General features: G+C 70.3%; 19 protein-coding genes. 7 read left to right on the plus strand and 12 right to left on the minus strand.

The genetic code is table 11. The features are described 5' to 3' along the window. The first annotated feature begins 59 nt into the window (after positions 1–59). The 3 genes from ACZ6SA_RS08910 to ACZ6SA_RS08920 are packed head-to-tail and all read left to right on the plus strand — an operon-like array spanning position 60 to position 2,945. Positions 60–758 carry a TetR/AcrR family transcriptional regulator gene (locus tag ACZ6SA_RS08910; RefSeq protein ID WP_347646657.1) on the plus strand — a complete coding sequence of 233 codons (699 nt, stop codon included), beginning with the start codon at positions 60–62 and terminating at the stop codon, positions 756–758. After that, positions 718–2,193, plus strand: a complete 1,476-nt coding sequence (locus tag ACZ6SA_RS08915; protein WP_465827300.1) for a class I adenylate-forming enzyme family protein — start codon at positions 718–720, stop codon at positions 2,191–2,193. The genes ACZ6SA_RS08910 and ACZ6SA_RS08915 overlap by 41 nt, the downstream gene beginning before the upstream one ends. Then, positions 2,190–2,945: an enoyl-CoA hydratase/isomerase family protein gene (locus ACZ6SA_RS08920; RefSeq protein WP_347646655.1), complete on the plus strand. Its 756-nt coding sequence runs from the start codon at positions 2,190–2,192 to the stop codon at positions 2,943–2,945. Before ACZ6SA_RS08915 ends, ACZ6SA_RS08920 begins: the two co-directional genes overlap by 4 nt. Before the next feature lie 48 nt (positions 2,946–2,993). On the opposite strand, the gene ACZ6SA_RS08925 is transcribed toward ACZ6SA_RS08920, so the two are convergent. Genes ACZ6SA_RS08925 through ACZ6SA_RS08935 form a run of 3 tightly spaced genes read right to left on the minus strand, consistent with a single transcriptional unit; the run spans position 2,994 to position 5,065 of the window. Then, the gene (locus ACZ6SA_RS08925; RefSeq protein WP_465827303.1) at positions 2,994–3,605 is read right to left on the minus strand and encodes a hypothetical protein; all 612 of its coding nucleotides are present in this window, start codon (positions 3,603–3,605) and stop codon (positions 2,994–2,996) included. Next, the gene (locus ACZ6SA_RS08930) at positions 3,602–4,675 is read right to left on the minus strand and encodes an adenosine deaminase (RefSeq protein WP_465827305.1); all 1,074 of its coding nucleotides are present in this window, start codon (positions 4,673–4,675) and stop codon (positions 3,602–3,604) included. Before ACZ6SA_RS08930 ends, ACZ6SA_RS08925 begins: the two co-directional genes overlap by 4 nt. 42 nt (positions 4,676–4,717) lie before the next feature. Beyond that, positions 4,718–5,065 carry a cupin domain-containing protein gene (locus ACZ6SA_RS08935; RefSeq protein WP_465827307.1) on the minus strand — a complete coding sequence of 116 codons (348 nt, stop codon included), beginning with the start codon at positions 5,063–5,065 and terminating at the stop codon, positions 4,718–4,720. A gap of 471 nt (positions 5,066–5,536) precedes the next feature. On the opposite strand from ACZ6SA_RS08935, the gene ACZ6SA_RS08940 reads away from it, so the two are divergent. Continuing rightward, positions 5,537–6,211: a hypothetical protein gene (locus ACZ6SA_RS08940; protein ID WP_465827308.1), complete on the plus strand. Its 675-nt coding sequence runs from the start codon at positions 5,537–5,539 to the stop codon at positions 6,209–6,211. A 125-nt stretch (positions 6,212–6,336) separates the two neighbouring features. Here the strand turns inward: ACZ6SA_RS08940 and ACZ6SA_RS08945 are convergent, their stop codons facing one another. Continuing rightward, on the minus strand, positions 6,337–6,939 hold the full coding sequence (locus ACZ6SA_RS08945) for an AMIN-like domain-containing (lipo)protein (protein ID WP_465827310.1): 603 nt from the start codon (positions 6,937–6,939) through the stop codon (positions 6,337–6,339). 283 nt (positions 6,940–7,222) lie between these two features. On the opposite strand from ACZ6SA_RS08945, the gene ACZ6SA_RS08950 reads away from it, so the two are divergent. Further along, the gene (locus tag ACZ6SA_RS08950) at positions 7,223–7,627 is read left to right on the plus strand and encodes a MarR family winged helix-turn-helix transcriptional regulator (RefSeq protein WP_443153029.1); all 405 of its coding nucleotides are present in this window, start codon (positions 7,223–7,225) and stop codon (positions 7,625–7,627) included. Here the strand turns inward: ACZ6SA_RS08950 and ACZ6SA_RS08955 are convergent. From ACZ6SA_RS08955 to ACZ6SA_RS08980, 6 genes are all read right to left on the minus strand, one after another. After that, complete coding sequence (locus ACZ6SA_RS08955; protein WP_465827311.1) at positions 7,614–8,891, minus strand: thymidine phosphorylase; 1,278 nt, start codon at positions 8,889–8,891, stop codon at positions 7,614–7,616. The two genes, ACZ6SA_RS08950 and ACZ6SA_RS08955, sit on opposite strands and share 14 nt — an antisense overlap. Further along, complete coding sequence (locus ACZ6SA_RS08960; protein WP_347616626.1) at positions 8,891–9,286, minus strand: cytidine deaminase; 396 nt, start codon at positions 9,284–9,286, stop codon at positions 8,891–8,893. Before ACZ6SA_RS08960 ends, ACZ6SA_RS08955 begins: the two co-directional genes overlap by 1 nt. Beyond that, a complete protein-coding gene (locus tag ACZ6SA_RS08965; RefSeq protein ID WP_465827313.1) occupies positions 9,283–10,560 on the minus strand; it encodes an ABC transporter permease in 1,278 nt (425 codons plus the stop codon). Before ACZ6SA_RS08965 ends, ACZ6SA_RS08960 begins: the two co-directional genes overlap by 4 nt. After that, positions 10,557–11,699: an ABC transporter permease gene (locus ACZ6SA_RS08970; RefSeq protein ID WP_465827314.1), complete on the minus strand. Its 1,143-nt coding sequence runs from the start codon at positions 11,697–11,699 to the stop codon at positions 10,557–10,559. The genes ACZ6SA_RS08965 and ACZ6SA_RS08970 overlap by 4 nt, the downstream gene beginning before the upstream one ends. Next, entirely contained in the window at positions 11,699–13,306 is a 1,608-nt protein-coding gene (locus ACZ6SA_RS08975; protein WP_465827315.1) for an ABC transporter ATP-binding protein, read from the minus strand. The genes ACZ6SA_RS08970 and ACZ6SA_RS08975 overlap by 1 nt, the downstream gene beginning before the upstream one ends. Positions 13,307–13,427: 121 nt before the next feature. Next, positions 13,428–14,483, minus strand: coding sequence for a BMP family lipoprotein (locus ACZ6SA_RS08980; protein WP_443153034.1), 1,056 nt, complete (start codon positions 14,481–14,483; stop codon positions 13,428–13,430). Between the two features lie 287 nt (positions 14,484–14,770). Between ACZ6SA_RS08980 and ACZ6SA_RS08985 the strand changes: the two genes are divergently transcribed. After that, entirely contained in the window at positions 14,771–16,651 is a 1,881-nt protein-coding gene (locus tag ACZ6SA_RS08985; protein WP_465827317.1) for a Xaa-Pro dipeptidyl-peptidase, read from the plus strand. A gap of 31 nt (positions 16,652–16,682) precedes the next feature. On the opposite strand, the gene ACZ6SA_RS08990 is transcribed toward ACZ6SA_RS08985, so the two are convergent. Continuing rightward, complete coding sequence (locus tag ACZ6SA_RS08990; protein ID WP_347646642.1) at positions 16,683–17,906, minus strand: M20 family metallopeptidase; 1,224 nt, start codon at positions 17,904–17,906, stop codon at positions 16,683–16,685. Between the two features lie 537 nt (positions 17,907–18,443). Here ACZ6SA_RS08990 and ACZ6SA_RS08995 point away from each other — a divergent pair. Further along, on the plus strand, positions 18,444–19,796 hold the full coding sequence (locus ACZ6SA_RS08995) for a peptide ligase PGM1-related protein (RefSeq protein ID WP_347646641.1): 1,353 nt from the start codon (positions 18,444–18,446) through the stop codon (positions 19,794–19,796). On the opposite strand, the gene ACZ6SA_RS09000 is transcribed toward ACZ6SA_RS08995, so the two are convergent. Beyond that, positions 19,768–20,007, minus strand: coding sequence for an SCO4848 family membrane protein (locus tag ACZ6SA_RS09000; protein WP_347646640.1), 240 nt, complete (start codon positions 20,005–20,007; stop codon positions 19,768–19,770). The genes ACZ6SA_RS08995 and ACZ6SA_RS09000 overlap by 29 nt on opposite strands. Positions 20,008–20,009: the final 2 nt, after the last annotated feature.

Genomic DNA, 20,009 nt, shown 5'->3' on the forward strand with positions numbered 1-20,009 from the left:
ATGGAGATTTTTCGTGAGTTGGGGTAGTTTGCGAGGCGACCGAACGTTCGGTAGGAGCCATGATCGTCAACCTGACGGACCCTGACACCGATGCGCACGAGCGGATCAGGACGGCCGCGGTGCTGCTGTTCGCCCGGCAGGGCTACGCCGCGACGAGCATCAGGGACCTCGGCCGGGCCGTCAACATGACCAACGCCGGGATCTATCACCACGTGGCGAGCAAGGAGGCCCTGCTCGCCGACCTCATGCGCGTCGCCCAGCAGGGCCTGAACGACGCCACGGAAGGCATGCTGGCCACGGCCGGCGGCCCGGCCGATCGGCTGGCCCTGCTGATCGGCTCGCTCACCGCCGTCCACGCCCTCAACCCCCTGACCACCCGCGTCATGGACGGCGAGCTGCGCTCCCTGACGCCGGGCTCGGCCGCCCACGACGAGATCATCGCCCTGCGCGACGCGTACGAGGCCCACTGGAAGCGCACGCTGGCCGACGGCGTCGCCGGGGGCGCCTTCCGCGTCGCCGACCAGAAGCTCACCCGCCTCGCCCTGATGTCGATGTGCACCGGCACCAGCGAGTGGTACCGCCCCGACGGGGACTCCACGCTGGAGCAGGTGTGCGCCGAGTTCGTCACGATCGGCCTGGCCGCCGTACGCGCCCCCGTCCAGGTCACGACAAGTCCTGACTTCTCCCTGCTGCCCGACTTTCCGTGGGAGCCGCCGGATGCACACAACGATCCCCGACCTGATGAGGCACGCCGCTAGAACGTACGGCACGCGCGAGTTCCTCCGCTTCCCCGACACCTCGCTGACCTTCGACGCCGCGGACGCCCGGTCGGACCGCCTGGCCGCCGCCCTGACCGACCAGGGCGTGCGCCAGGGCGACCGGGTGGCGATCATGCTGGACAACGTGCCCGAATGGCCGCTGAGCTGGCTCGCGGTCCTGAAGGCCGGGGCGATCGCCGTCCCGGTGAACGTGCGCTACCAGGCGGCCGACCTGGCTCACGTCCTCGACGACTCGGGCGCGGTGCTGACACTGACCACGGACGGCCTGGCCGCGATCAACCCGGGTCCGTGCCACGACCCGCGGACCCTGATCCGGCAGGCGGGCGACCGGAGCCCGCAGGTCCCCGTCGAAGCCGACGATGTTGCCAATTTCCAGTACACGTCGGGCACCACGGGCTTCCCCAAAGCCTGCATGCTCACCCACGACTACTGGCTCAGGACCGCCCAGATCGTCGCCGACCAGGCACGCCTACGCGACGACGACGTCATGATCATCGCCCAGGCGTACTCGTACATGGACCCCCAATGGGTCACCGTGCTCTGCCTCGCCGGCGGCATCCCCCTCGTGGTGCTCCCCCGCTTCTCCGCCTCCGGCTTCTGGAACTCGGCCAGGGAGCACGGCGCGACGCTCACGTACGTGCTCGGCACCATGCCCCTGCTGCTGCACAAGCAGCCGCCCCACCCGCGTGACCGCGACAACCGCATGCGGCTCGTGCTCTGCTCGGGCATCCCGCCCGAGCTGCACCGCACGTTCGAGCAGCGCTGGGGCGCGCCCTGGCGCGAGCTCTACGGCTCCACGGAGAGCGGCCCCGACCTGGTGGCAGCCGTCGACGCGGACGACACGGTCGGCACCGGCGCCATGGGCGTCGCGCCCCCGGGCAAGGAGGTCGAGCTCGACGGCAACGGCGAGATCCTGGTCAGGGGCGTGCCCATGATGAAGGGCTACTGGAACCACCCCGACGCGACCGCGCACGCCTTCAGAGGCGGCTGGTACCACACGGGCGACCTGGGCGTCCGCGACGGCCACGGCTACCTCCACCACGCCGGGCGGCTGAAGGACATGGTGCGCAGGGGCGGCGAGAACATCTCCTGCGCCGAGGTCGAACGCGTGCTCGCCCAGCACCCGGCGGTCCTGCAGGCGGCCCTGGTGCCCGTCCCCGACGACCTGTGGGGCGAGCTGCCCAAGGCGTTCCTCCAGCTCCGCCCCGGTCACGCCGCCGACGCGCGTACCGCCATGGACGTCATCGAGCACGCCAGAGGCCGGCTGGCCCGCTTCAAGATCCCGGCGTACGTGGAGTTCGTCGAGTCGTTCACGCTCACCCCGTCGGCCCGTATCGAGAAACGCCACCTGCTCCATCCCGAACGCGACCAGCGCGCCGCTCCCGCCATCCCCGTCGGCAAGGAGAGACCATGATCGAAGTGACCGAACGCGACGAGGTGGCGCTGATCACCCTCGCCCGACCCGCCAAGCTCAACGCCCTCACCACCGGCATGCGCGGGGACCTCGCGGCGGCCGTACGCGACCACGGCGACGGCAAGGGCGCCAGGGGCATCGTGGTCACCGGCACGGGCCGGGCGTTCTCCGCCGGGGAGGACATCCACCAGGCCGCCGGCCGTTCGCTGGTCGACGAGGTGGCGTCGTTCCACGACATGACCAGGGCCGTGCTGGAGACGCGCGTGCCGGTCGTGGCGGCGGTCAACGGCCTGGCCGTCGGCGGGGCCGCCGAGTGGACGCTCTGCTTCGACACGCGCATCGGCACCCCGTCGGCCGAGTATTTCCTCCCCGAGAACCACATCGGCCTGTCGATCTCGAACGCCGCGAGCTACCTGCTTCCCCGCCTGGCGGGCGCGCGGGCGCTGCGGCTGGTACTCGACTCGACCCGCATGAGCGCGCAGGACGCCCTGGCCGCGGGCCTGCTGGACGAGATCGTCGCCCCGGAGGCGCTGCTCGACGCGGCGATCGCCCGGGTGCACCACTGGACCGCGCCCGGCACGGCCACCGCCGTGCACCTCGGGCTGCTGCGGCCGCCGGCACACGAGGTCGAGCGGGCCTTCGAGGCGGAGACGGAGGCGGCCAGGCTCGTGGAGGAGGCGGGCATCGCCCAGGCGGGCATGACGAGGTTCATCGACCGCAGGCGCCGGCCTGGCCAGGACTCTCCCGGCTGAGGAACGGCCACGGAGCTCCTGACGGGCCGGCGGCCATCGCGGTGGTGGTCAGGCGACGACGATCGCGGCGACCACCAGGGCGATCGCGGCCACCAGCACGGCGATGGAGTCGTAGGACCAGGTGACCCGGGGCGGCGCCGCCTGCTCGTCGCGGCGCCTGGCCGCCTCGGCGCGCTCGCGGATCTGGTCGCCCACCCAGTCGGCGTGGGTCTTGCCCGCGAACGCCTCGACCGCCGCCTGCTCCGACCTGGAGAGCGTCGGCTCCGTCGTGAAACGCCCGCGTTGCCGCCTGGGGGCGCCGCGCCGCTGCGCCTTGGCCCGCTCTCTGGCGCTGCTCATCGGCGTCCACAACCGCAGCACCCGCTCGTCGCCGTGGTGGACGTTGATGGAGTGGGAGACCGTGACGTCGTCGATGGAGGCCCACGACAGGAACGTCGTGCGGAACGGGTTGCGCCCCACCAGGCCCTCCTGCGTGAACACGGTGGCGGGCCTGAGCGCGATGGAGTAGACCAGCGCCGTCAGCGCCCCCAGCACGGCCAGCGCCACCAGCGACGACTTGCCGGTGTAGTGGGCGATGAGGTCCCACACGTTGAACGCGACGAAGGCCAGCCACACCCACGCCAGCGCGAACGCGGTCTTGGAACGGTAGGACTCTTTCACGACTGCCACTTGATCTGCGCGAACCCGGGCTTGATCACGCCGTTGATCAACGCCAGCCGCTCGTCGAACGGGATGAACGCCGACTTCATCGCGTTGACCGTGAACCACTGCAGGTCGTCCCAGCCGTAGCCGAACGCCTCGACCAGCTTGTGGAACTCCCGCGACACGCTCGTCGAGCTCATCAGCCGGTTGTCGGTGTTGACCGTGACCCGGAAGTGCAGCCGCCGCAGCAGCCCGATGGGGTGCTCGGCGATCGACGCGGCGGCGCCGGTCTGCAGGTTGGAGGTCGGGCACATCTCCAGCGGGATGCGCTTGTCGCGCACGTAGGCGGCAAGGCGCCCCAGCTTGGCGGGCTCGTCGCCGGCCACGGTGATGTCGTCGATGATGCGCACGCCGTGGCCGAGCCGGTCGGCGCCGCACCACTGGATGGCCTGCCAGATCGACGGCAGCCCGAACGCCTCGCCCGCGTGGATGGTGAAGTGGGCGTTCTCCCGCTGCAGGTATTCGAACGCGTCGAGGTGCCGCGTGGGCGGGTAGCCCGCCTCGGCGCCCGCGATGTCGAAGCCGACGACGCCCACGTCGCGGTAGCGCACGGAGAGCTCGGCGATCTCCCTGGAGCGTGCCTGGTGCCGCATGGCCGTCAGCAGCGTGCCGACGTGGATGTCACGCCCTTCCGACCCCTGCCTGAACCCCTCGAGCACGGCCTCGACCACCTGGTCGAGGCTCAGCCCTCTGGAGGTGTGCTGCTCCGGCGCGAAGCGCACTTCGGCGTAGACCACCCCGTCGGCGGCCAGGTCCTGGGCGCACTCGGAGGCGACGCGCACCAGGGACTCGCGCGTCTGCATGACCCCGACCGTGTGGTCGAACGTCTCGAGGTAGCGCTCGAGCGAGCCCGAGTCGGATGCCTCCTCGAACCACTGGCGCAGGTTGTCGGGGTCGTGGGTGGGCAGCCGGCCGTAGTCGGTCTCCCGGGCCAGCTCGACGATCGTCTCGGCGCGGAGCCCGCCGTCGAGGTGATCGTGCAGCAACACCTTGGGAGCCCGCCGGATCTGGTCAAGCGTGGGGCTCATCTCGCCATGATATGAGCACCGCCCGGTTTTCCGGGTTACGGCTCAGTCGCGACCGGCCGACTCCGGGCTGAACGCGGGCAGGCACACGGCGATGTACTCGGCCCCTTCGGGACCGGCGCTGTATCTGACCTTCTCCCCCGGCGAGGTCACCACCGACTGCCCCGCCTCGACCTCGGTCGTGCCCTCCGCGTGCTCCACGATCACCGTGCCGCGCAGGACCACGGTGTACTCGGTGAACGACGGCGTCTGGGCGGGCTCGCTCCAGCCGGCCGGCGCGACCATGCGGGCGATGGAGATCGTCTCGTCGCCGCTGCCGACCCGGCCCACGTGCTCGTCAATGATCTTGCCGCCAGGCACCGGAATGCGTGCGGCCCCCTCGATCTTCCTCACCACCCCAGGCTACTGGGACGTCAGGTGGCGCAAGCCTTTGGCGGCAGGAAACTGTCGGTGGCTGGTGACAGGATCACCGGCATGGTTTCCGTACGTACGACTCCGCCGCGGCCCGTCGAGGTGACCGCGATCTTTCCTGAGCTGGCCCCGCTGGCGCGTCCTGCGATCCGGCTGCATCCTCGTCCCGGGTCCCCTTCCGTGAGGGAAAGCTCGGTCGGGGGGCCGTTGCTGTGGCCGGCTGAGGAGCCGTGGCCACACTGCGTAAGCGCGCACCCGGACAGCGGGTTCCGCGAGTCCCCGGCAGAGGTACGGCTGGAGAGGCGCAGGCTGGCCCGGCTCCACCTTGATCCCCACGGTCCCGAGTTCACGACCGAGGAGGAGGCGACCAAGGAGCAGAATGCCGCGAGGCTCGCGAAGCGGCTCGACGCGGGCCCTCCCTGGCCTGCGGAGTGCCCGGTCCCCATGGTGCCCGTGGCTCAGCTCTATCTGCGCGACATCCCCCTGTTACGGCCGCCCGGAGAGGCCGATCTGCTCCAGGTCCTCTGGTGTCCCTACGACCATGATCCGGACTGGAAGCCCGCGACCGCAGTGTTCTGGCGGTCCGCCGCCTCGGTCGTCGATGTCCTCGCCACGCCACCGGAACCGTATGAGGCGAACAGCTCAGGCTATGTGCCGGAGCCCTGTCTGCTGGCACCGGAAGCGATCACCGAATACCCCAACAGCCTTGAGCTGAGCCCGGAGATGAGGCTGGCGGTGGGCGACTGGAGCAGGTGGCAGACGGCCGACGTGGGCGTGGACAGTGCGTACGCGGACTTTCCTGAGGAGTTCTATGACGGCAATCTGGCCGGCGCTCCCGGATGGAAGGTCGGGGGCTGGCCGCCATGGGGCCGCACCGACCCCTACTACCGGCGCTGCACTGTCTGCGACGCTCAGATGGCCCCGCTGCTGACCATCGCCTCCTACGAATGGGACGGTGGGCAGCGCGGCTGGGCGCCGTACGAAGACCAAGCCGCCTACGCTGCCGGTCACGTCCCCGGCCAGGACCAGAGGCAGCCGACGAAGGTCGAAGTGGGCAGCACGGACAACATGCAGCTCTACGTCTGCCCGGCCTCTCCCGAGCATCCACACACCGACCTGATCCAGTGAACGGCCTGGCCTGTCACACACCCGCCCGTGCGACCTCCCCGAAGAAGGCACGCTCCCGCTCCGGCTGGGCGAACTGCTCGTCATCACGCGTCCAAGCCCAGTAACCGGTGCTCAGGGGCAGGGGCTCAGTGGGCCACGTCGATGACCAGCCGGCTGGGCGCGTCCTGTTCCTGGATCTGGAAGGCGGCCCGCCGCTTGAGCACCAGACCGATGCCGACGCGGCCCTCGAAGTCGCCGGTCCTGACGACGTCGGCGAGGTTGCGCAGTTTGGCGTGGTAGATCGGGCCGCCCTCCCACGTGGGCGTGCCGTCCTCGTCGTGGGCCTGGGAGGGGAAGAGCGTGACGAGGAGGTACGCGCCGCCGCGGATGTCGATCGGCCGGCCGGAGCCGTCCTCCACGAACTCGTCCACCCATCGCACGTTGTAGCCGGGTATCTCGCCGTCGAGGTCGATGACCACGCGGTCGTACGTCCTGTGCCCGGCGTACCGCACGCCCGTCACGATGGCGGGCTCGATGCCGTCGCGCCGGACGTCCACCTCGGCGGTGCTCGTCGGGACGTTGCGGCCGGGAGTGTCGCGGGCCGTGGCGGATGACCTGGTCGGTCCGGGCGATCCGGGCAGGGCGGCCTGCTGGGCCGGGCCGCAGGCGGTGAGCGCGGCGAGACAGGCCAGCGAGGCCAGGGCGCGCGAGCGCGACGACCGGCGGCCGGGCGGGGATGGCGAGCGCATGCCCGGTAGATGCCCCGCCCCGCCTCGCCGCAAGCCGCGTTTCCGCAGATCGCGCCGCTCTTTCGGGCCGGTAGCCGGGCGAAACACGCAAACGGTCCCGCATCGCGCGGGGCCCATGGCCGGGCGAAACGTGCGAACGGCATCGTGAAAGGGCCCAGGCCGGGCCGTCCAGTGCATGGCGCCCGCCGTACCGGCCCGGACACGTCCGGGACGGAGCCGGGCGAGCCAACCGTCCTGGAAGAACGTATGCAATTGCATTCACCGAGGTGGTACCCTCCGCGACATGGACGAGGAGTTCGTGGTCGGCACCTGGCACTACGTCCTGGCCAAGCACGCCAAGGCCATGTGCGCCCTGGAGCGCGAGCTGGGCGACAGGCACGGCCTGGGTCCCAGCGAGTTCGAGGTGCTCGACCGGATCGTCCACCACGACAGGAAGCTGCGCATCCAGGAGCTCTGCGACGAGGTCCACCTGAGCCAGAGCGCCCTGTCACGGGTGGTGGCGCGGCTGGAGAAGGGCGAGCTGGTCTCGCGCGGCGTGTGCGACGCCGACCGGCGGGGCGTCTACGTGTCCATCACCGACGCGGGACGGGCCCGGCACGCCGAGGCCCTCCCCACGCAGCGCGCCGTCCTGCTCCAGATCTTCGCCGGCGCCCCCGCCCCGAGCGGGGTCGTGGTCACGGGGCGGTGACGCGTTCGATGATCAGTGGCGGTCGTGCCACGTCCGCGGGGCCCACCGCGTAGCCGCCGTCCAGCGCCTCCAGCGCCCGCTCGAAGCGGGCCGTCTCGTCGGCGTGGAGGGTCAGCAGCGGCTGCCCCTCGCGCACCGGGTCACCGGGCTTGGCGTGCAGCGTGATGCCCGCCCCCGCGGAGACCGGGTCCTCCTTGCGCGCCCGGCCCGCGCCGAGCCGCCAGGCGGCCAGCCCGACGGCGTACGCGTCGAGCCGGGTCAGCACGCCCGACGCCGGCGCCCGCACCGTGGTGGTCTCGGCCGCCCTGGGCAGCGGGGCTCCGGGGTCACCGCCCTGGGCGGCGATCATGCGGCGCCAGGAGTCCATCGCCGAGCCGTCGGCCAGCGCCTTCGCCGGGTCCTTGCCGGACACCCCGGCGGCGGCCAGCATCTCCCGCGCCAGGCGTACGGTCAGCTCCACCACGTCGGCGGGCCCTCCGCCGGCCAGGACCTCGACGGCCTCCTCGACCTCCAGGGCGTTGCCCACGGCCCGCCCGAGCGGCCGGTCCATGGCCGTCAGCAGCGCGACCGTGCGCACGCCCGCGTCCGTGCCGAGCGCGACCATGGTCTCGGCCAGTTCCCTCGCCGTCTCCGGGGTCTTCATGAACGCCCCCGAGCCGACCTTCACGTCGAGGACGAGCGAGCCGGTGCCCTCGGCGATCTTCTTCGACATGATCGAGGAGGCGATCAGCGGGATGGACTCCACGGTGCCGGTGACGTCGCGCAGGGCGTACAGCTTCTTGTCTGCGGGCGCGAGGCCCGAACCGGCGGCGCAGACGACCGCCCCGGCCTCGCGCAGGACGTGCAGCATCTCGTCGTTGGAGAGCGAGGCGCGCCAGCCGGGAATCGACTCGAGCTTGTCGAGCGTGCCGCCGGTGTGGCCGAGGCCGCGGCCGGACAGCTGCGGCACGTACGCCCCGCACGCCGCCACGAGCGGCGCCAGCGGCAGCGTGATCTTGTCGCCGACCCCGCCGGTCGAGTGTTTGTCGGCGGTGGGGCGGTCGAGCGCGGACCAGTCCATACGCTCGCCCGAACGGATCATCGCCTGGGTCCAGGCGGCGATCTCGCGCCGGTCCATTCCGTTCAGCAGGATCGCCATGGCCAGCGCGGACATCTGCTCGTCGGCCACGCCGCCGCCGGTGTAGGCGTCGATCACCCAGTCGATCTGGGCGGTGGTCAGCTCGCCGCCGTCGCGCTTGGCGCGGATGACCTCGATCGCGTCCATCACGAGCTCCGGCTGAGGTCCTGCGGGCCGAACGCGTACGGCAGGATCTCACGCATCGGCTTCGGCCCGTCCACGGTCTCGACCAGCAGGTCGTCACCGCCGAACTCGTAGAGGAGCTGGCGGCAGCGCCCGCACGGCATCAGCAGCTCGCCGTGGCCGTCGACGCAGGTGAAGGCCACCAGCCGGCCGCCGCCCGACTGGTGCAGCGCCGACACCAGGCCGCACTCGGCGCACAGGCCGACGCCGTAGGAGGCGTTCTCGACGTTGCAGCCGGTGACCACCCGGCCGTCGTCGACCAGCGCCGCCGCCCCCACGGGGAACTTGGAGTAGGGCGCGTACGCGTTGCGCATGGCCTCGGCGGCCCTGGCGCGCAGGCTCTCCCAGTCGATGCTCAATGTTGATCCCCCCTGCGGTAGCTCACGCCGTCGGCCTTGGGCATGCGCAGCCGCTGCGAGGCGACCAGCAGCACGATCAGCGTGAGCACGTGCGGCGTGATGTAGACGAACTCGTTCGGCAGCTGGTCGACGGTCAGCCAGAGCCAGAACAGCACGACCATACCCGCGGCGGCGGCGGCCATCATCGTGTACTCCTTGGCGCCTCTGGTCACCATCTCGGCCGGTTCGCCCGACGCCAGCCGGCGGCGTACCTGCTGGCCGAGGTAGATCAGCAGCAACACCGCGCCGAACAGGAAGAACGAGGTGACCGCCCCCGAGCTGCGCAGCTGCAGGCCGTCGGCGTAGCCGAACAACGCGGCGCCGCCGGCGAGCCCGCCGGGACGCCAGTTGCCGAAGATCATGGCGGCCAGGCCGATGAAGCCGCGACCCAGCGTCTGCCCCTCCACGTATTTCGTGGAGACGAAGACGAGGAACACGCCGCCGAGCCCGGCGAACGCGCCGGAGATGACGACGGCGACGTACTTGATCAGGTAGACGTTCACGCCGAGCGACTCGGCCGCCCACGGGTTCTCGCCCGCCGAGCGCAACCGCAGGCCGAAGGCCGTGCGCCAGAGCACGAAGAACGTCAGCGGCAGCATGAGGACGGCCAGGACCGCCAGCACGTTGACGTCGTGGGTGAGCCCGCGCAGGATGCCGGCGAGGTCGGACAGCAGGAACCAGTGGGTGCTCTCCAGCTTCCCGAGCAGGTCGGGCCCGTCCGACAGCACCGGCAGGCTGACCCGCGGCGGCAAGGTGATCGCGGGCGAGGTGGTGATGCCCGCGCCCGCGTCCGCCGCCTGGGTGCCCTCCTTGTAGAGCACCTCCGACAGGAAGCGGGTGACGCCGGGGCCGAGCAGGTTGATCGCGACGCCGCTGATGATGTGGTCGACGCCGAACGACACGGTGGCGATCGCGTGCAGCAGCCCGCCGAGCGCGCCACCGAGCAGGCCCGCGACCAGCGCGGCCACGGCGCCCCACTGGTATCCGGCCCAGCCGGCGAACCAGGTGCCGAGCACCATCATGCCCTCGAGGCCGATGTTGACCACGCCGGCCCGCTCGGCCCACAACCCGCCGAGGCCGGCCAGGCCGATCGGCACCGCGAACAGCAGCGCGGATGCGAACGTGCCGGACGAGGTGATGTCGGTGTGGCCCGACACGACCCGGACCAGCGACAGCAGCAGGAGGAGCACGGCGACGCCGAGGAGCGCCACGTGGTATTTCCCGACCCTGGTCATGCTCCCACCTCAACCGGAGAGTTCCCGCCGAGCTGCCGGGCGGCCCGGCGTTCTTCGACTCTGAGCGCGAGGCGGTTGGTCACCTCGTTGGCCACGACGACCAGCAGCACGATCACGCCCTGCATGATCGTGATGACGGACGGCGGCACGTCCGCGATCTGCAGCGCGCCCTGCGCCCGGTCGAGGAACGCGAACAGCAGCGCGGCGATCGCGATGCCCACGGGCTTGTTCCTGCCGAGCAGGGCCACCGCGATGCCGAGGAAGCCGAGCCCGGGGGTGAAGTTGGAGTTGAAGGCGCCCCGGTCGCCGAGGATCTCGGGCAGGCCGATGAGCCCGGCGATCGCGCCGGACATCACCATCGCCGCGATCACCATCGTCTTGGGGTTGACGCCGGAGGCGAGCGCCGCCGGGCCGTTGAGCCCGCTGGCCTTGACGTCGAAGCCGAACCGGGTGCGCTCCAGCACCACCCAGACCACCAGGCCGAGCACGACCGCCACGAGCAGGAATCCCCACACGCCGCCGCCCCGGGTGGGCGGGAGCATGCCGAACCAGTCGAAGAAGAAGTTCAGGTTGGGGAACATGGCCGACTCGGGGAGGTCCGGCGTCGTCGTGGTGAGTTCGCCCTCGGCCCGCTCCCCCGTGAACGGGCCGCGTACGAGGTAGGAGGTCAGGCTGAGCGCGATGTAGTTCAGCATGATCGTGGAGATGACCTCGTTCACGCCCCTGGTCACCTTCATCACCGCGGGGATCAGCGCGTAGAGGCCGCCGACGACCGCGGCGACCAGGATGATCACCGCGATCTGGATCGGCTTGGGCGCCGTGAACGTCGAGCCCACGTAGGCCGCGCAGATGGCCGCCAGGCGATACTGGCCCTCCACGCCGATGTTGAAGAGGTTCATGCGGAAGCCCACGGCCACCGCGAGACCGGCGATGAACAGCGGCACCGCGCGGTTGAGGAAGGCCGCGATGCCGTTCGACTGCGACCGGGCGCTCGCGCCGAAGTCGAAGAAGGCGGCGAACGCGGCGAGCGGGTCGGCGCCCGCGGCGACGATGGCGACACTGCAGATCGCGATCGCCAGGACGATGGCGACGGCGGCGCCGACGACGGTGAACAGCGCCCGGTTGAGCCCCGCGGGCATCACGACTCCTCAGTGCCGGCGATGGCGCCGGTCATGTAGCCGCCCAGCCGCTCGGGCGTGATGTCGGACGGGTCGAGCGCGGCCACGAGGCGGCCGCGGTAGATCACCTGGATGCAGTCGGACAGGCCGATCAGCTCGTCGAGGTCGGCGGAGATGAGCAGCACGGCCAGACCGGCCGCCCTGGCCTCGCGCAGGTGGTCCCAGATCGCGGCCTGGGCGCCGACGTCCACGCCCCGGGTGGGGTGGGCGGCGATGAGGAACCGGGGCTCGCCGCTCATCTCGCGGCCCACGATCAGCTTCTGCTGGTTGCCGCCGGACAGCGCCAGGGCCAGCGTGTCGACGCCGGGCGTGCGTACGTCGTAGCCCTCGACGATGCGCCAGGTGTCGGCCTTGGCGGCTCCCCGGTTGATCCAGATGCCGCTGCGCGCGGGTTTCCTGGTCTGGTGGCCGAGCACGCGGTTCTCCCACAGCGACGCCTCCAGCAGCAGGCCCTGGCGGTGGCGGTCTTCCGGGATGTAGCCGATGCCGGCCTCCCGGCGTCTCAGCGTGGACCAGCCGCTGAGGTCCTGCTCGCCCAGCGCGATGCCGCCGTGCGCCGGGCGGATGCCCATGATCGCCTCGATCAGCTCGCTCTGGCCGTTGCCTTCGACGCCGGCCAGGCCGAGGATCTCGCCCTTGTGGATCTCGAAGGACACGTCGTCGAGCAGCAGCCGGCTGCCCTCCTCGCGCAGCAGGTCGACGTAGCGCTCGACCGGCATGCCCTTGGGCACGGCGCGGTGGCCGTCGGCCTCCATGGTGAGGTGCGACACCTTCAGCATCACCGTGTCGGTCACCGTGGACTCGCGCGTCTCGGGCGTGGGCAGCTCGCTTCCCACCATCAGCTCGGCGAGCTGCCGGGCGGTCACCTCGTGGGGATCGACGCTCGCGACGGTGGTGCCGCGCCGGATCACGGTGATCTCGTCGGCGATGTCGAGCACCTCGTCGAGCTTGTGGGAGATGAAGATGACCGTCAGGCCTTCGGCCGTGAGCTCGCGCAGGTTCTGGAAGAGCTCGTCGACCTCCTGCGGGACGAGCACGGCGGTCGGCTCGTCGAGGATGAGGATGCGGGCGCCGCGGTAGAGGACCTTGAGGATCTCCACGCGCTGGCGGTCGCCGACGCCGAGGTCCTCCACCAGCCTGCCGGGATCGACGCGCAGACCGTGGGTGGCGGCCAGCTCGGTGATGCGCTTCGTGGCCGCGCCGACGTCGAGCCTGCCGGCCTTCGTCGGCTCGGCGCCGAGGATGATGTTCTCCAGCACGGTGAAGTTGTCGGCCAGCATGAAGTGCTGGTGGACCATGCCGATGCCGGCGCCGATGGCGTCGCTCGGCGAGCGGAAGCTGACGTCCTGGCCGCCGACCTTGATCGTCCCCTCGTCCGGCTTCTGCATTCCGTAGAGGATCTTCATCAACGTCGACTTGCCGGCGCCGTTCTCCCCGACGATCGCGTGCACCGTGCCCTGCCGGACGGAGATGTGGATGTCATGGTTGGCGACGACGCCGGGGAAGCGCTTGGTGATGCCCTCGAGCTCGACGGCGGGTCTCGCCGTGTCGAGGGTGTCCGAGCTCATGTGCTCACCGCTCCCAGGTCGTCGGTCGGTGCTGGCTCACTTCGCCTCTCCTAGCGGCAGGGCGGCATGGGCGAAGGCCCGAAGTTGCGGACTCCGGGCCCTCGCGTGGTCATGTGCCTGATTACGGCTTGGCCGGGACCGTGATCTTGCCCTCGACGATGTCCTTCTTGGCCGCGTCGAGCTTGTCCTTGATGTCGTCGATCTCGCCGCCCGTGGTGGCCAGACCGACGCCGTCGACCTTGAGGTCGTAGGTGATGTTGGAGCCGCCCTTGGCGCCGCCCTGGAAGGCCTTGACGAACTCGAACACGCCGACGTCGACGCGCTTGAGCATCGAGGTCATGATGACCGACTGCAGGTCGCTCTCCTTGACCGTCTGGCGCTGGTCGGAGTCGACGCCGATGGCCTTCTTCTTGGCCGCGGCGGCCGCCTGGAACACGCCGAGGCCGGAGTCGCCGGCGGCGTGGTAGACGATGTCGGCGCCGTCCTGGAACATCTTCTCGGCCGCGACCTTGCCCTTGTCGGGGGCCTTGAACCCGGAGAAGTCGCCGTCAGGGGTCAGGTACTTCACGTCGATCTTGGCGTCCGACTTGACCGACTTCACGCCGGCCTCGAAGCCCGCCTCGAATTTCTTGATCAGGTCGTTCTCGACGCCGCCGACGAAGCCGACGTGGCCGCTTTCCGCCTTGGTCGCGGCGGCGACACCCGCCAGGTAGGAGCCCTGCTCCTCGGCGAACAGCAGGCCGGTCACGTTGGGCGCGTTGGAGGCGGAGTCGACGACCGCGAACTGGATGTCGGGGTATTCCTCCGCGGTCTTCTTGATGTCCTCGCCGTAGGCGAAGCCGACTCCGATGATGGGGTTGTAGCCGGCGTCGGCCAGCTGGCGCAGCAGGTCGCCGCGGTTGGAGCCGTCGGAGGCCGGGCTCAGCTCCTTGATCTCGGCGCCGAGCTCCGTCTTGGCCTTCTCCAGGCCCGCGTACGCCGCGTCGTTGAACGACTTGTCGCCGCGCCCGCCGATGTCGAAGGCGAGACCGACCTTGAGCGCGCCCTCGGACTCGCCGGCCGGCGCCTCGCTCGCGGTGGTGCCCCCACCAGTGTCGCCGCCGCAGGCGGCCGCTGCCATGAGCATGACGCCGGCCACCGTGCCGACCGCCATCCTGCTGAATCGCTTGCCGAGCAAGGCGACTCCTTCCATTTCCCCGCCGTCTTCCTCCGCTGCGAGTTCGTCGCGCGCGCCAAGGAGCGTACGGCACCTGCACGGAAGATAGTTGGTTGACCAGGGCAGACCAAACCAGCACACAGTGTCGCAACCGCTCCGTTATCGACATCAAGCGCGTCCGTGACCTGAAGCGGGCGTCAGGCTCGAGAAAAGTTCTGCTCAAAGTTTGGGTCTCGATCGCCCTTGCCCCCGAGCAGATCATGGCGGACATTCCCAGCGACGGCGGAAATTTCCTATCGGAGCACCGTATGCATCCTTGCAAGGCCCTGTCCGTGCCCCTGGTCGCGTTACTCGTCGCGACCTTGACCGGCATCCCGCCCGCCACAGCCGACACCCCCGCCATCAAGATCGAGGGCAGCGCCACACAGCCGATCTTCTCCAGGGCGGACGCCATCGCGCAGACCGTGTACGTCGAGGTCGAGGGGACCGACAGCGACAACGACGGCAAGCCGGACCGCGTCGCCGTGGACATCCTGCGGCCCAAGGAGACCGACGAGGGCCTCAAAGTCCCCGTGATCATGGAGGCCAGCCCCTACTACGCCGGCGGCAACGACGTCTCCAACCACCCCGTGGACGTCGACGAGAACGGCAACCCGCTGCCCGGCCTGCGCGCCGACGCGGCCAAGACGGTGCCCCAGCCCTTCGACGGCTACTACGACAACTACTTCGTCCCCCGCGGCTACGCCATCGCCCTGGTGGAGAACCTCGGCAGCGGACGCGCCACCGGCTGCCCGACCTCCGGAGACCGCAACGAGACGGCCGGACCCAAGGCCGCGATCGACTGGCTGAACGGCCGCGCCAAGGGCTTCGACGCCGGCGGCGAGCCCGTCGAGGCCACCTGGTCCACGGGCAAGGTCGGCATGATCGGCGTCTCGTACAACGGCACGCTGCCGAACGCGGTCGCCGCGACCGGGGTCAAGGGGCTGGAGACGATCGTCCCGATCGCCGCGATCTCCAGCTGGTACGACTACTACCGCGCCAACGGCGGCGTCCTGGCGCCGGGCGGATTCCAGGGCGAGGACCTGGACGTGCTCGCGAAATACGTGCTGACCAGGGAGAACGGCCAGGAGCTCTGCGGTGGGCTGATGGACCGGCTCACCGCCGAGCAGGACCGGATCACCGGCGACTACAGCCCGCTCTGGGACGCCCGCAACTACATGAACGACGTCGGCAAGGTCAGGGCGAGCGTCTTCCTGGTGCACGGGCTCAACGACTGGAACGTCAAGACCAAGCAGTTCGCGCAGTGGTGGTACGCCCTGGCCAGGCGGGACGTGCCGCGCAAGATCTGGCTGCACCAGGGCACCCACATGAGCCCCTTCAACCTGCGTACCGCCGAGTGGCTGCGGCAGCTGCACGGCTGGTTCGACCACTGGCTGCACGGCATCGACTCCGGCATCATGCGCGAGCCGCAGGCGGACGTGGAGAGCGCGGCCGGCCAGTGGGCCCAGCACGCCTCGTGGCCGCTGCCGGGGACGGCCACGGTGCCGCTCTGGCTGGGCTCGGGCGCGAAGCTGAGCCTGCTGCCGCGCCCGCTGTCGCGCAAGGAGTCGTTCACCGACCAGAAGTCCAGGACGGCCGAGCAGCTCGTGGAGGCCTCGGGGTCCGATCCGAACCGGCTGGCGTACACGACCGGCACGCTCCCCACCGACGTGCGCATCTCCGGCACGCCCACGATCTCGGTGCGGGCCTCGCTGAAGGACGGCGCGTCGCCGTACCTGACGGCGTTGCTGGTGGACTACGGCACGGACGAGCGCCCGAACGGCACCCTCGTCTCGACCGGCCAGAGCTACTGCTATGGCGAGAGCGTCCCCGACGACTCCGGCTGCACGACGCTGAGGAGGCTCGGCACCGCCGTAACCCCCTACAAGATCGTCACCCGGGGCTGGCTGGACGTGCGCAACCGGCACCGCCCGGACCGGACCGAGCCGCTGCGGCCCGGCAAGGAATATGGCTTCACCTGGGACTTCCAGCCGACCGACTACGTGTTCAAGAAGGGACACCGGCTGGGCCTGGTGATCATGTCGACCGACGTCGACTACACCCTGCGCTATCCGCCGGGCACCAGGATCACGGTCGCGCCGGGGCACTCGTCCCTGCGGCTGCCCGTGGTGTGGGGCCGGCTGACGTGATGGGGAGGCCCGCCGCGCGCGCGGCGGGCCGTCACGCCAGGGCGGAGGTGATCGAGTCGAGCGGGCCGACCTCCCACAGCGCGGTCAGCGCGGTGGTGGCCATCACCCGCACGCCCATCGAGATCGCCTTCTCGTCGACGTCGAACGTGCCCTGGTGGATGTCGTAGGTGAAGCCGTCGGGCGAGCGCGTGCCGAGGCGGGCGAACGCGCCGGGGATCGACTCGAGATACCAGGCGAAGTCCTCGCCGCCGAGCGACTGCTGCGTCGGGACGACCGCGCCCGCGCCGAGCGCGCGCTCGGCGGCCTCGGTCAGCATCTCGACGCTGACCTCGTCGTTGACCACCGGCGGCACGCCGCGCGTGTAGTCCATCGTGGCCTCGACGCCGTAGGCGCCGGCCACCGACTCCAGCAGCGACTTGATCAGGTCGGGGGCGGCGTGCCAGGCGTTCTCGTCGAGGCAGCGGACCGTGCCCTCGGCGACGCCGTCGTCGGGGATCGCGTTGGCGGCCGAGCCGGCCTCGACCTTGCCCCAGACCAGGCTGAGGGACGAGCGCGGGTCGACGCGGCGCGACAGCGCGGCGGGCAGCTCGGTGAGGATCTTGGCCAGCGCGAAGACGAGGTCGGCGGTCAGGTGGGGGCGGGCGGTGTGGCCGCCGGGGCCCGAGACCCTGATGGCCAGCTTGTCGCAGGCGGAGGTGATCGGGCCGTTCCTGAGCCCGAGCTGGCCGACGTCGACGCGCGGGTCGCAGTGGAGGCCGAAGATGCGGTCGACGCCGCTGATGCCGCCGTGGGCCATGACCTCGAGCGCGCCGCCCGGCAGCTCCTCGGCGGGCTGGAAGATCAGGCGTACGCGGCCGGGCAGCAGGCCGGCGGCGGCCTGCTGGGCGAGGAAGAGCGAGGTGCCGAGCAGGATCGTCGTGTGCACGTCGTGGCCGCAGGCGTGGCAGACCCCGGCCACGGTCGAGTGGTAGGAGACGTCCTTCTCGTCCTGCAGCGGCAGCGCGTCGATGTCGGCGCGCAGCGCGATGGTCGGGCCGTCGCCGCTGCCCACGTCGCAGATCAGGCCGGTGCCGCGGGGCAGCACCGAAGGGGCCAGGCCGGCGGCCGTGAGCCGTTCGGCGATGCGCTGTGTCGTGCGGTATTCGGCGAAGGCCAGCTCAGGGTGCATGTGGAGGTCGCGGCGGAACGCCACGAGATCCTGCTCGCTCTCCGCCAGGAACGCGTCGAGTTCTCCCCGAAGCTCACGTCCCCGCATATGTCACCGTCCCGTCCCAATGCCGCACTGCCCCGAACGTCTCGGGCAACGCGGCTGATGCGCTGTGAAAACTCGTCCATCCCCGCGGGGCGCCCGGATCGGGCGACCGCTCGGCGACGCAAGAACACACCCACTGGTGTCAGGTGCGCGAGATCGTCAGCACGGGCTTGCGTTCGTCGGTCGCGAGTGCCGCCGCGGCCCGGGAGCACAGCGGTCGGCCGTGAGCCCGATGGCGATGCTTCGACTTTATCGTCCCCGCGCGGCTTCCCGGCGACAGATACACCAAAAGTTAGCCGATGGCATGCCCGTAACCTGGGGTGGGTCACGCAGCGTCAGGGGTTGCGTGATCCCGAAATAGTCACAAGGGATCAGTAGATGGTGACCCGTTGTCGCCAGTTCCAAACGTGGTCAGCGATTCCGAATCCTGTCACCTTCCGTCATGGTCATCACACTTCGACGATGGCTGCCTCTGGGAAGAATGCGTGCTTCACTCGCTATATGATCACTAATATCCCGTTCGGGGAGAAGTATGCTGGGTTGAGCATCTTCGAGCCGGTCGAGGGGACCCTGGTGGTCGTGCCCTCGCTCTCGCTTCCGCAGGACGAGCTCCGCCGCATCACGGGAGTCAGGTCGTACGAGGAGCGCCTGCTCTTCCTGCTGCTCACGCTGCGGGAGCCCGGGGTCAAGGTGATCTATCTCTCCTCCGCCCCCATCGATCCCGACATCATCGACTATTACTTCAGTTTCCTCCCCGACCCTGACGACGCCGCCAAGCGCCTCACGCTGATCACCCTCGACGACCCCTGGTCTCAGCCGTTGACCAGGAGCCTGCTCTCCCGTCCCGACGTGATGGAGCAACTGCGATCGGCGATCGACGGCGACGCCTGGCTGGTGCCGTTCGTCCTGAGCGAGCTGGAGGAGGAGCTCGCCTCGTCACTCAACGTGCCCCTCTACGGTCCGGCCACGTCCCTTTCCTATTACGGCTCCAAGAGCGGCGCCCGCGAGGTGGGACACGAGGCGGGCGTGCCGATGCCGCGCGGCTTCGGCGACCTGCGGACCGAGGTCGAGATCGAGGAGGCGATGGAGGCGGTGCCGGGCGAGCGGGTGATCGTCAAGCTGAACGACGGTTACTCCGGGCTCGGCAACGTGATCGTCGACAAGGCCGACCGGTCGCTGACCCGCTTCTCCGCGGCGGGAGAGACCTGGGCCAGCTACACCGCCAAGATCCAGGAGCGCGGCGCGGTGGTCGAGGAGTACATCGAGCACCGGCCGCTCTACTACCCGAGCGCGCTGGCCTGCATCACGCCGGGCGGGGACGCGCGCGTGCTGGCCACGCACGACCAGATCCTCGGCGGCGACAGCGGCCAGGTCTACCAGGGCTGCACGTTCCCGGCGGCGGAGGAGTACCGCTCCGAAGTGGGCGCGTCGGCCGGCGGGATCGCCCGTGCGCTGGCCGAGCGGGGCGTGGTGGGCGTGTTCGGGATGGACTTCTTCGCGCTCAAGGCCGACGCCGGGTACGCGGCGCTGCTGTGCGAGATCAACCTGCGGATCGGCGGCACCACGCATCCGTTCGGCGCCGCCATGCTGACGACCGGGGCCACGTACGATGCGGCCACCGGTCTCCTCATGGCCGGAAGTCAGCCGAAGTTCTACACCGCGACCGACAATTGCGCTTCGGTCTGCCTGCGCGGGCGCACTCCCGGCGAGATCGTCAGGACCGCCGAGCGGCTCGGGGTCGGGTTCGACCCCGAGCGGCGCACCGGGAACGTCTTCCACCTGCTCGGTGCCGTGCCCGAGCACGGCAAGCTGGGTTTCACCTCGATCGGGAACTCGCGGGAGGAGGCCGACGAGCTGCACGCGCTCACCCGGCGTCTCTACTGCGGCCCGTGACGGAACCACGGCCCGTGCCGCGCAGCCCGCGCCAGCCGATGACCGCCAGGATGACGGCGAGCACGACGTTCACCACGACGAGGATGCCGTGCACCACGTAGAAGCTGGTCGGATGGCCGTCGGCCAAGTTAAACCCCAGGTTGATCCACTCGAAGATCATGAATCCGCCGAGGATGATGAGGAATCCGGCGATCTTTCGCGACATGCCCATCT

The organism is Nonomuraea sp. NPDC049378 (assembly GCF_055586745.1).

Coding starts and splice junctions, on each gene's coding strand:
- ACZ6SA_RS08910 (WP_347646657.1), top strand. CDS start 60: ATGATCGTCAACCTGACGGACCCTGACACCGATGCGCACGAGCGGATC.
- ACZ6SA_RS08915 (WP_465827300.1), top strand. CDS start 718: ATGCACACAACGATCCCCGACCTGATGAGGCACGCCGCTAGAACGTAC.
- ACZ6SA_RS08920 (WP_347646655.1), top strand. CDS start 2,190: ATGATCGAAGTGACCGAACGCGACGAGGTGGCGCTGATCACCCTCGCC.
- ACZ6SA_RS08930 (WP_465827305.1), bottom strand. CDS start 4,675: ATGAGCCCCACGCTTGACCAGATCCGGCGGGCTCCCAAGGTGTTGCTG.
- ACZ6SA_RS08945 (WP_465827310.1), bottom strand. CDS start 6,939: ATGCGCTCGCCATCCCCGCCCGGCCGCCGGTCGTCGCGCTCGCGCGCC.
- ACZ6SA_RS08950 (WP_443153029.1), top strand. CDS start 7,223: ATGGACGAGGAGTTCGTGGTCGGCACCTGGCACTACGTCCTGGCCAAG.
- ACZ6SA_RS08955 (WP_465827311.1), bottom strand. CDS start 8,891: ATGGACGCGATCGAGGTCATCCGCGCCAAGCGCGACGGCGGCGAGCTG.
- ACZ6SA_RS08965 (WP_465827313.1), bottom strand. CDS start 10,560: ATGACCAGGGTCGGGAAATACCACGTGGCGCTCCTCGGCGTCGCCGTG.
- ACZ6SA_RS08970 (WP_465827314.1), bottom strand. CDS start 11,699: ATGCCCGCGGGGCTCAACCGGGCGCTGTTCACCGTCGTCGGCGCCGCC.
- ACZ6SA_RS08975 (WP_465827315.1), bottom strand. CDS start 13,306: ATGAGCTCGGACACCCTCGACACGGCGAGACCCGCCGTCGAGCTCGAG.
- ACZ6SA_RS08985 (WP_465827317.1), top strand. CDS start 14,771: ATGCATCCTTGCAAGGCCCTGTCCGTGCCCCTGGTCGCGTTACTCGTC.
- ACZ6SA_RS08990 (WP_347646642.1), bottom strand. CDS start 17,906: ATGCGGGGACGTGAGCTTCGGGGAGAACTCGACGCGTTCCTGGCGGAG.
- ACZ6SA_RS09000 (WP_347646640.1), bottom strand. CDS start 20,007: ATGGGCATGTCGCGAAAGATCGCCGGATTCCTCATCATCCTCGGCGGA.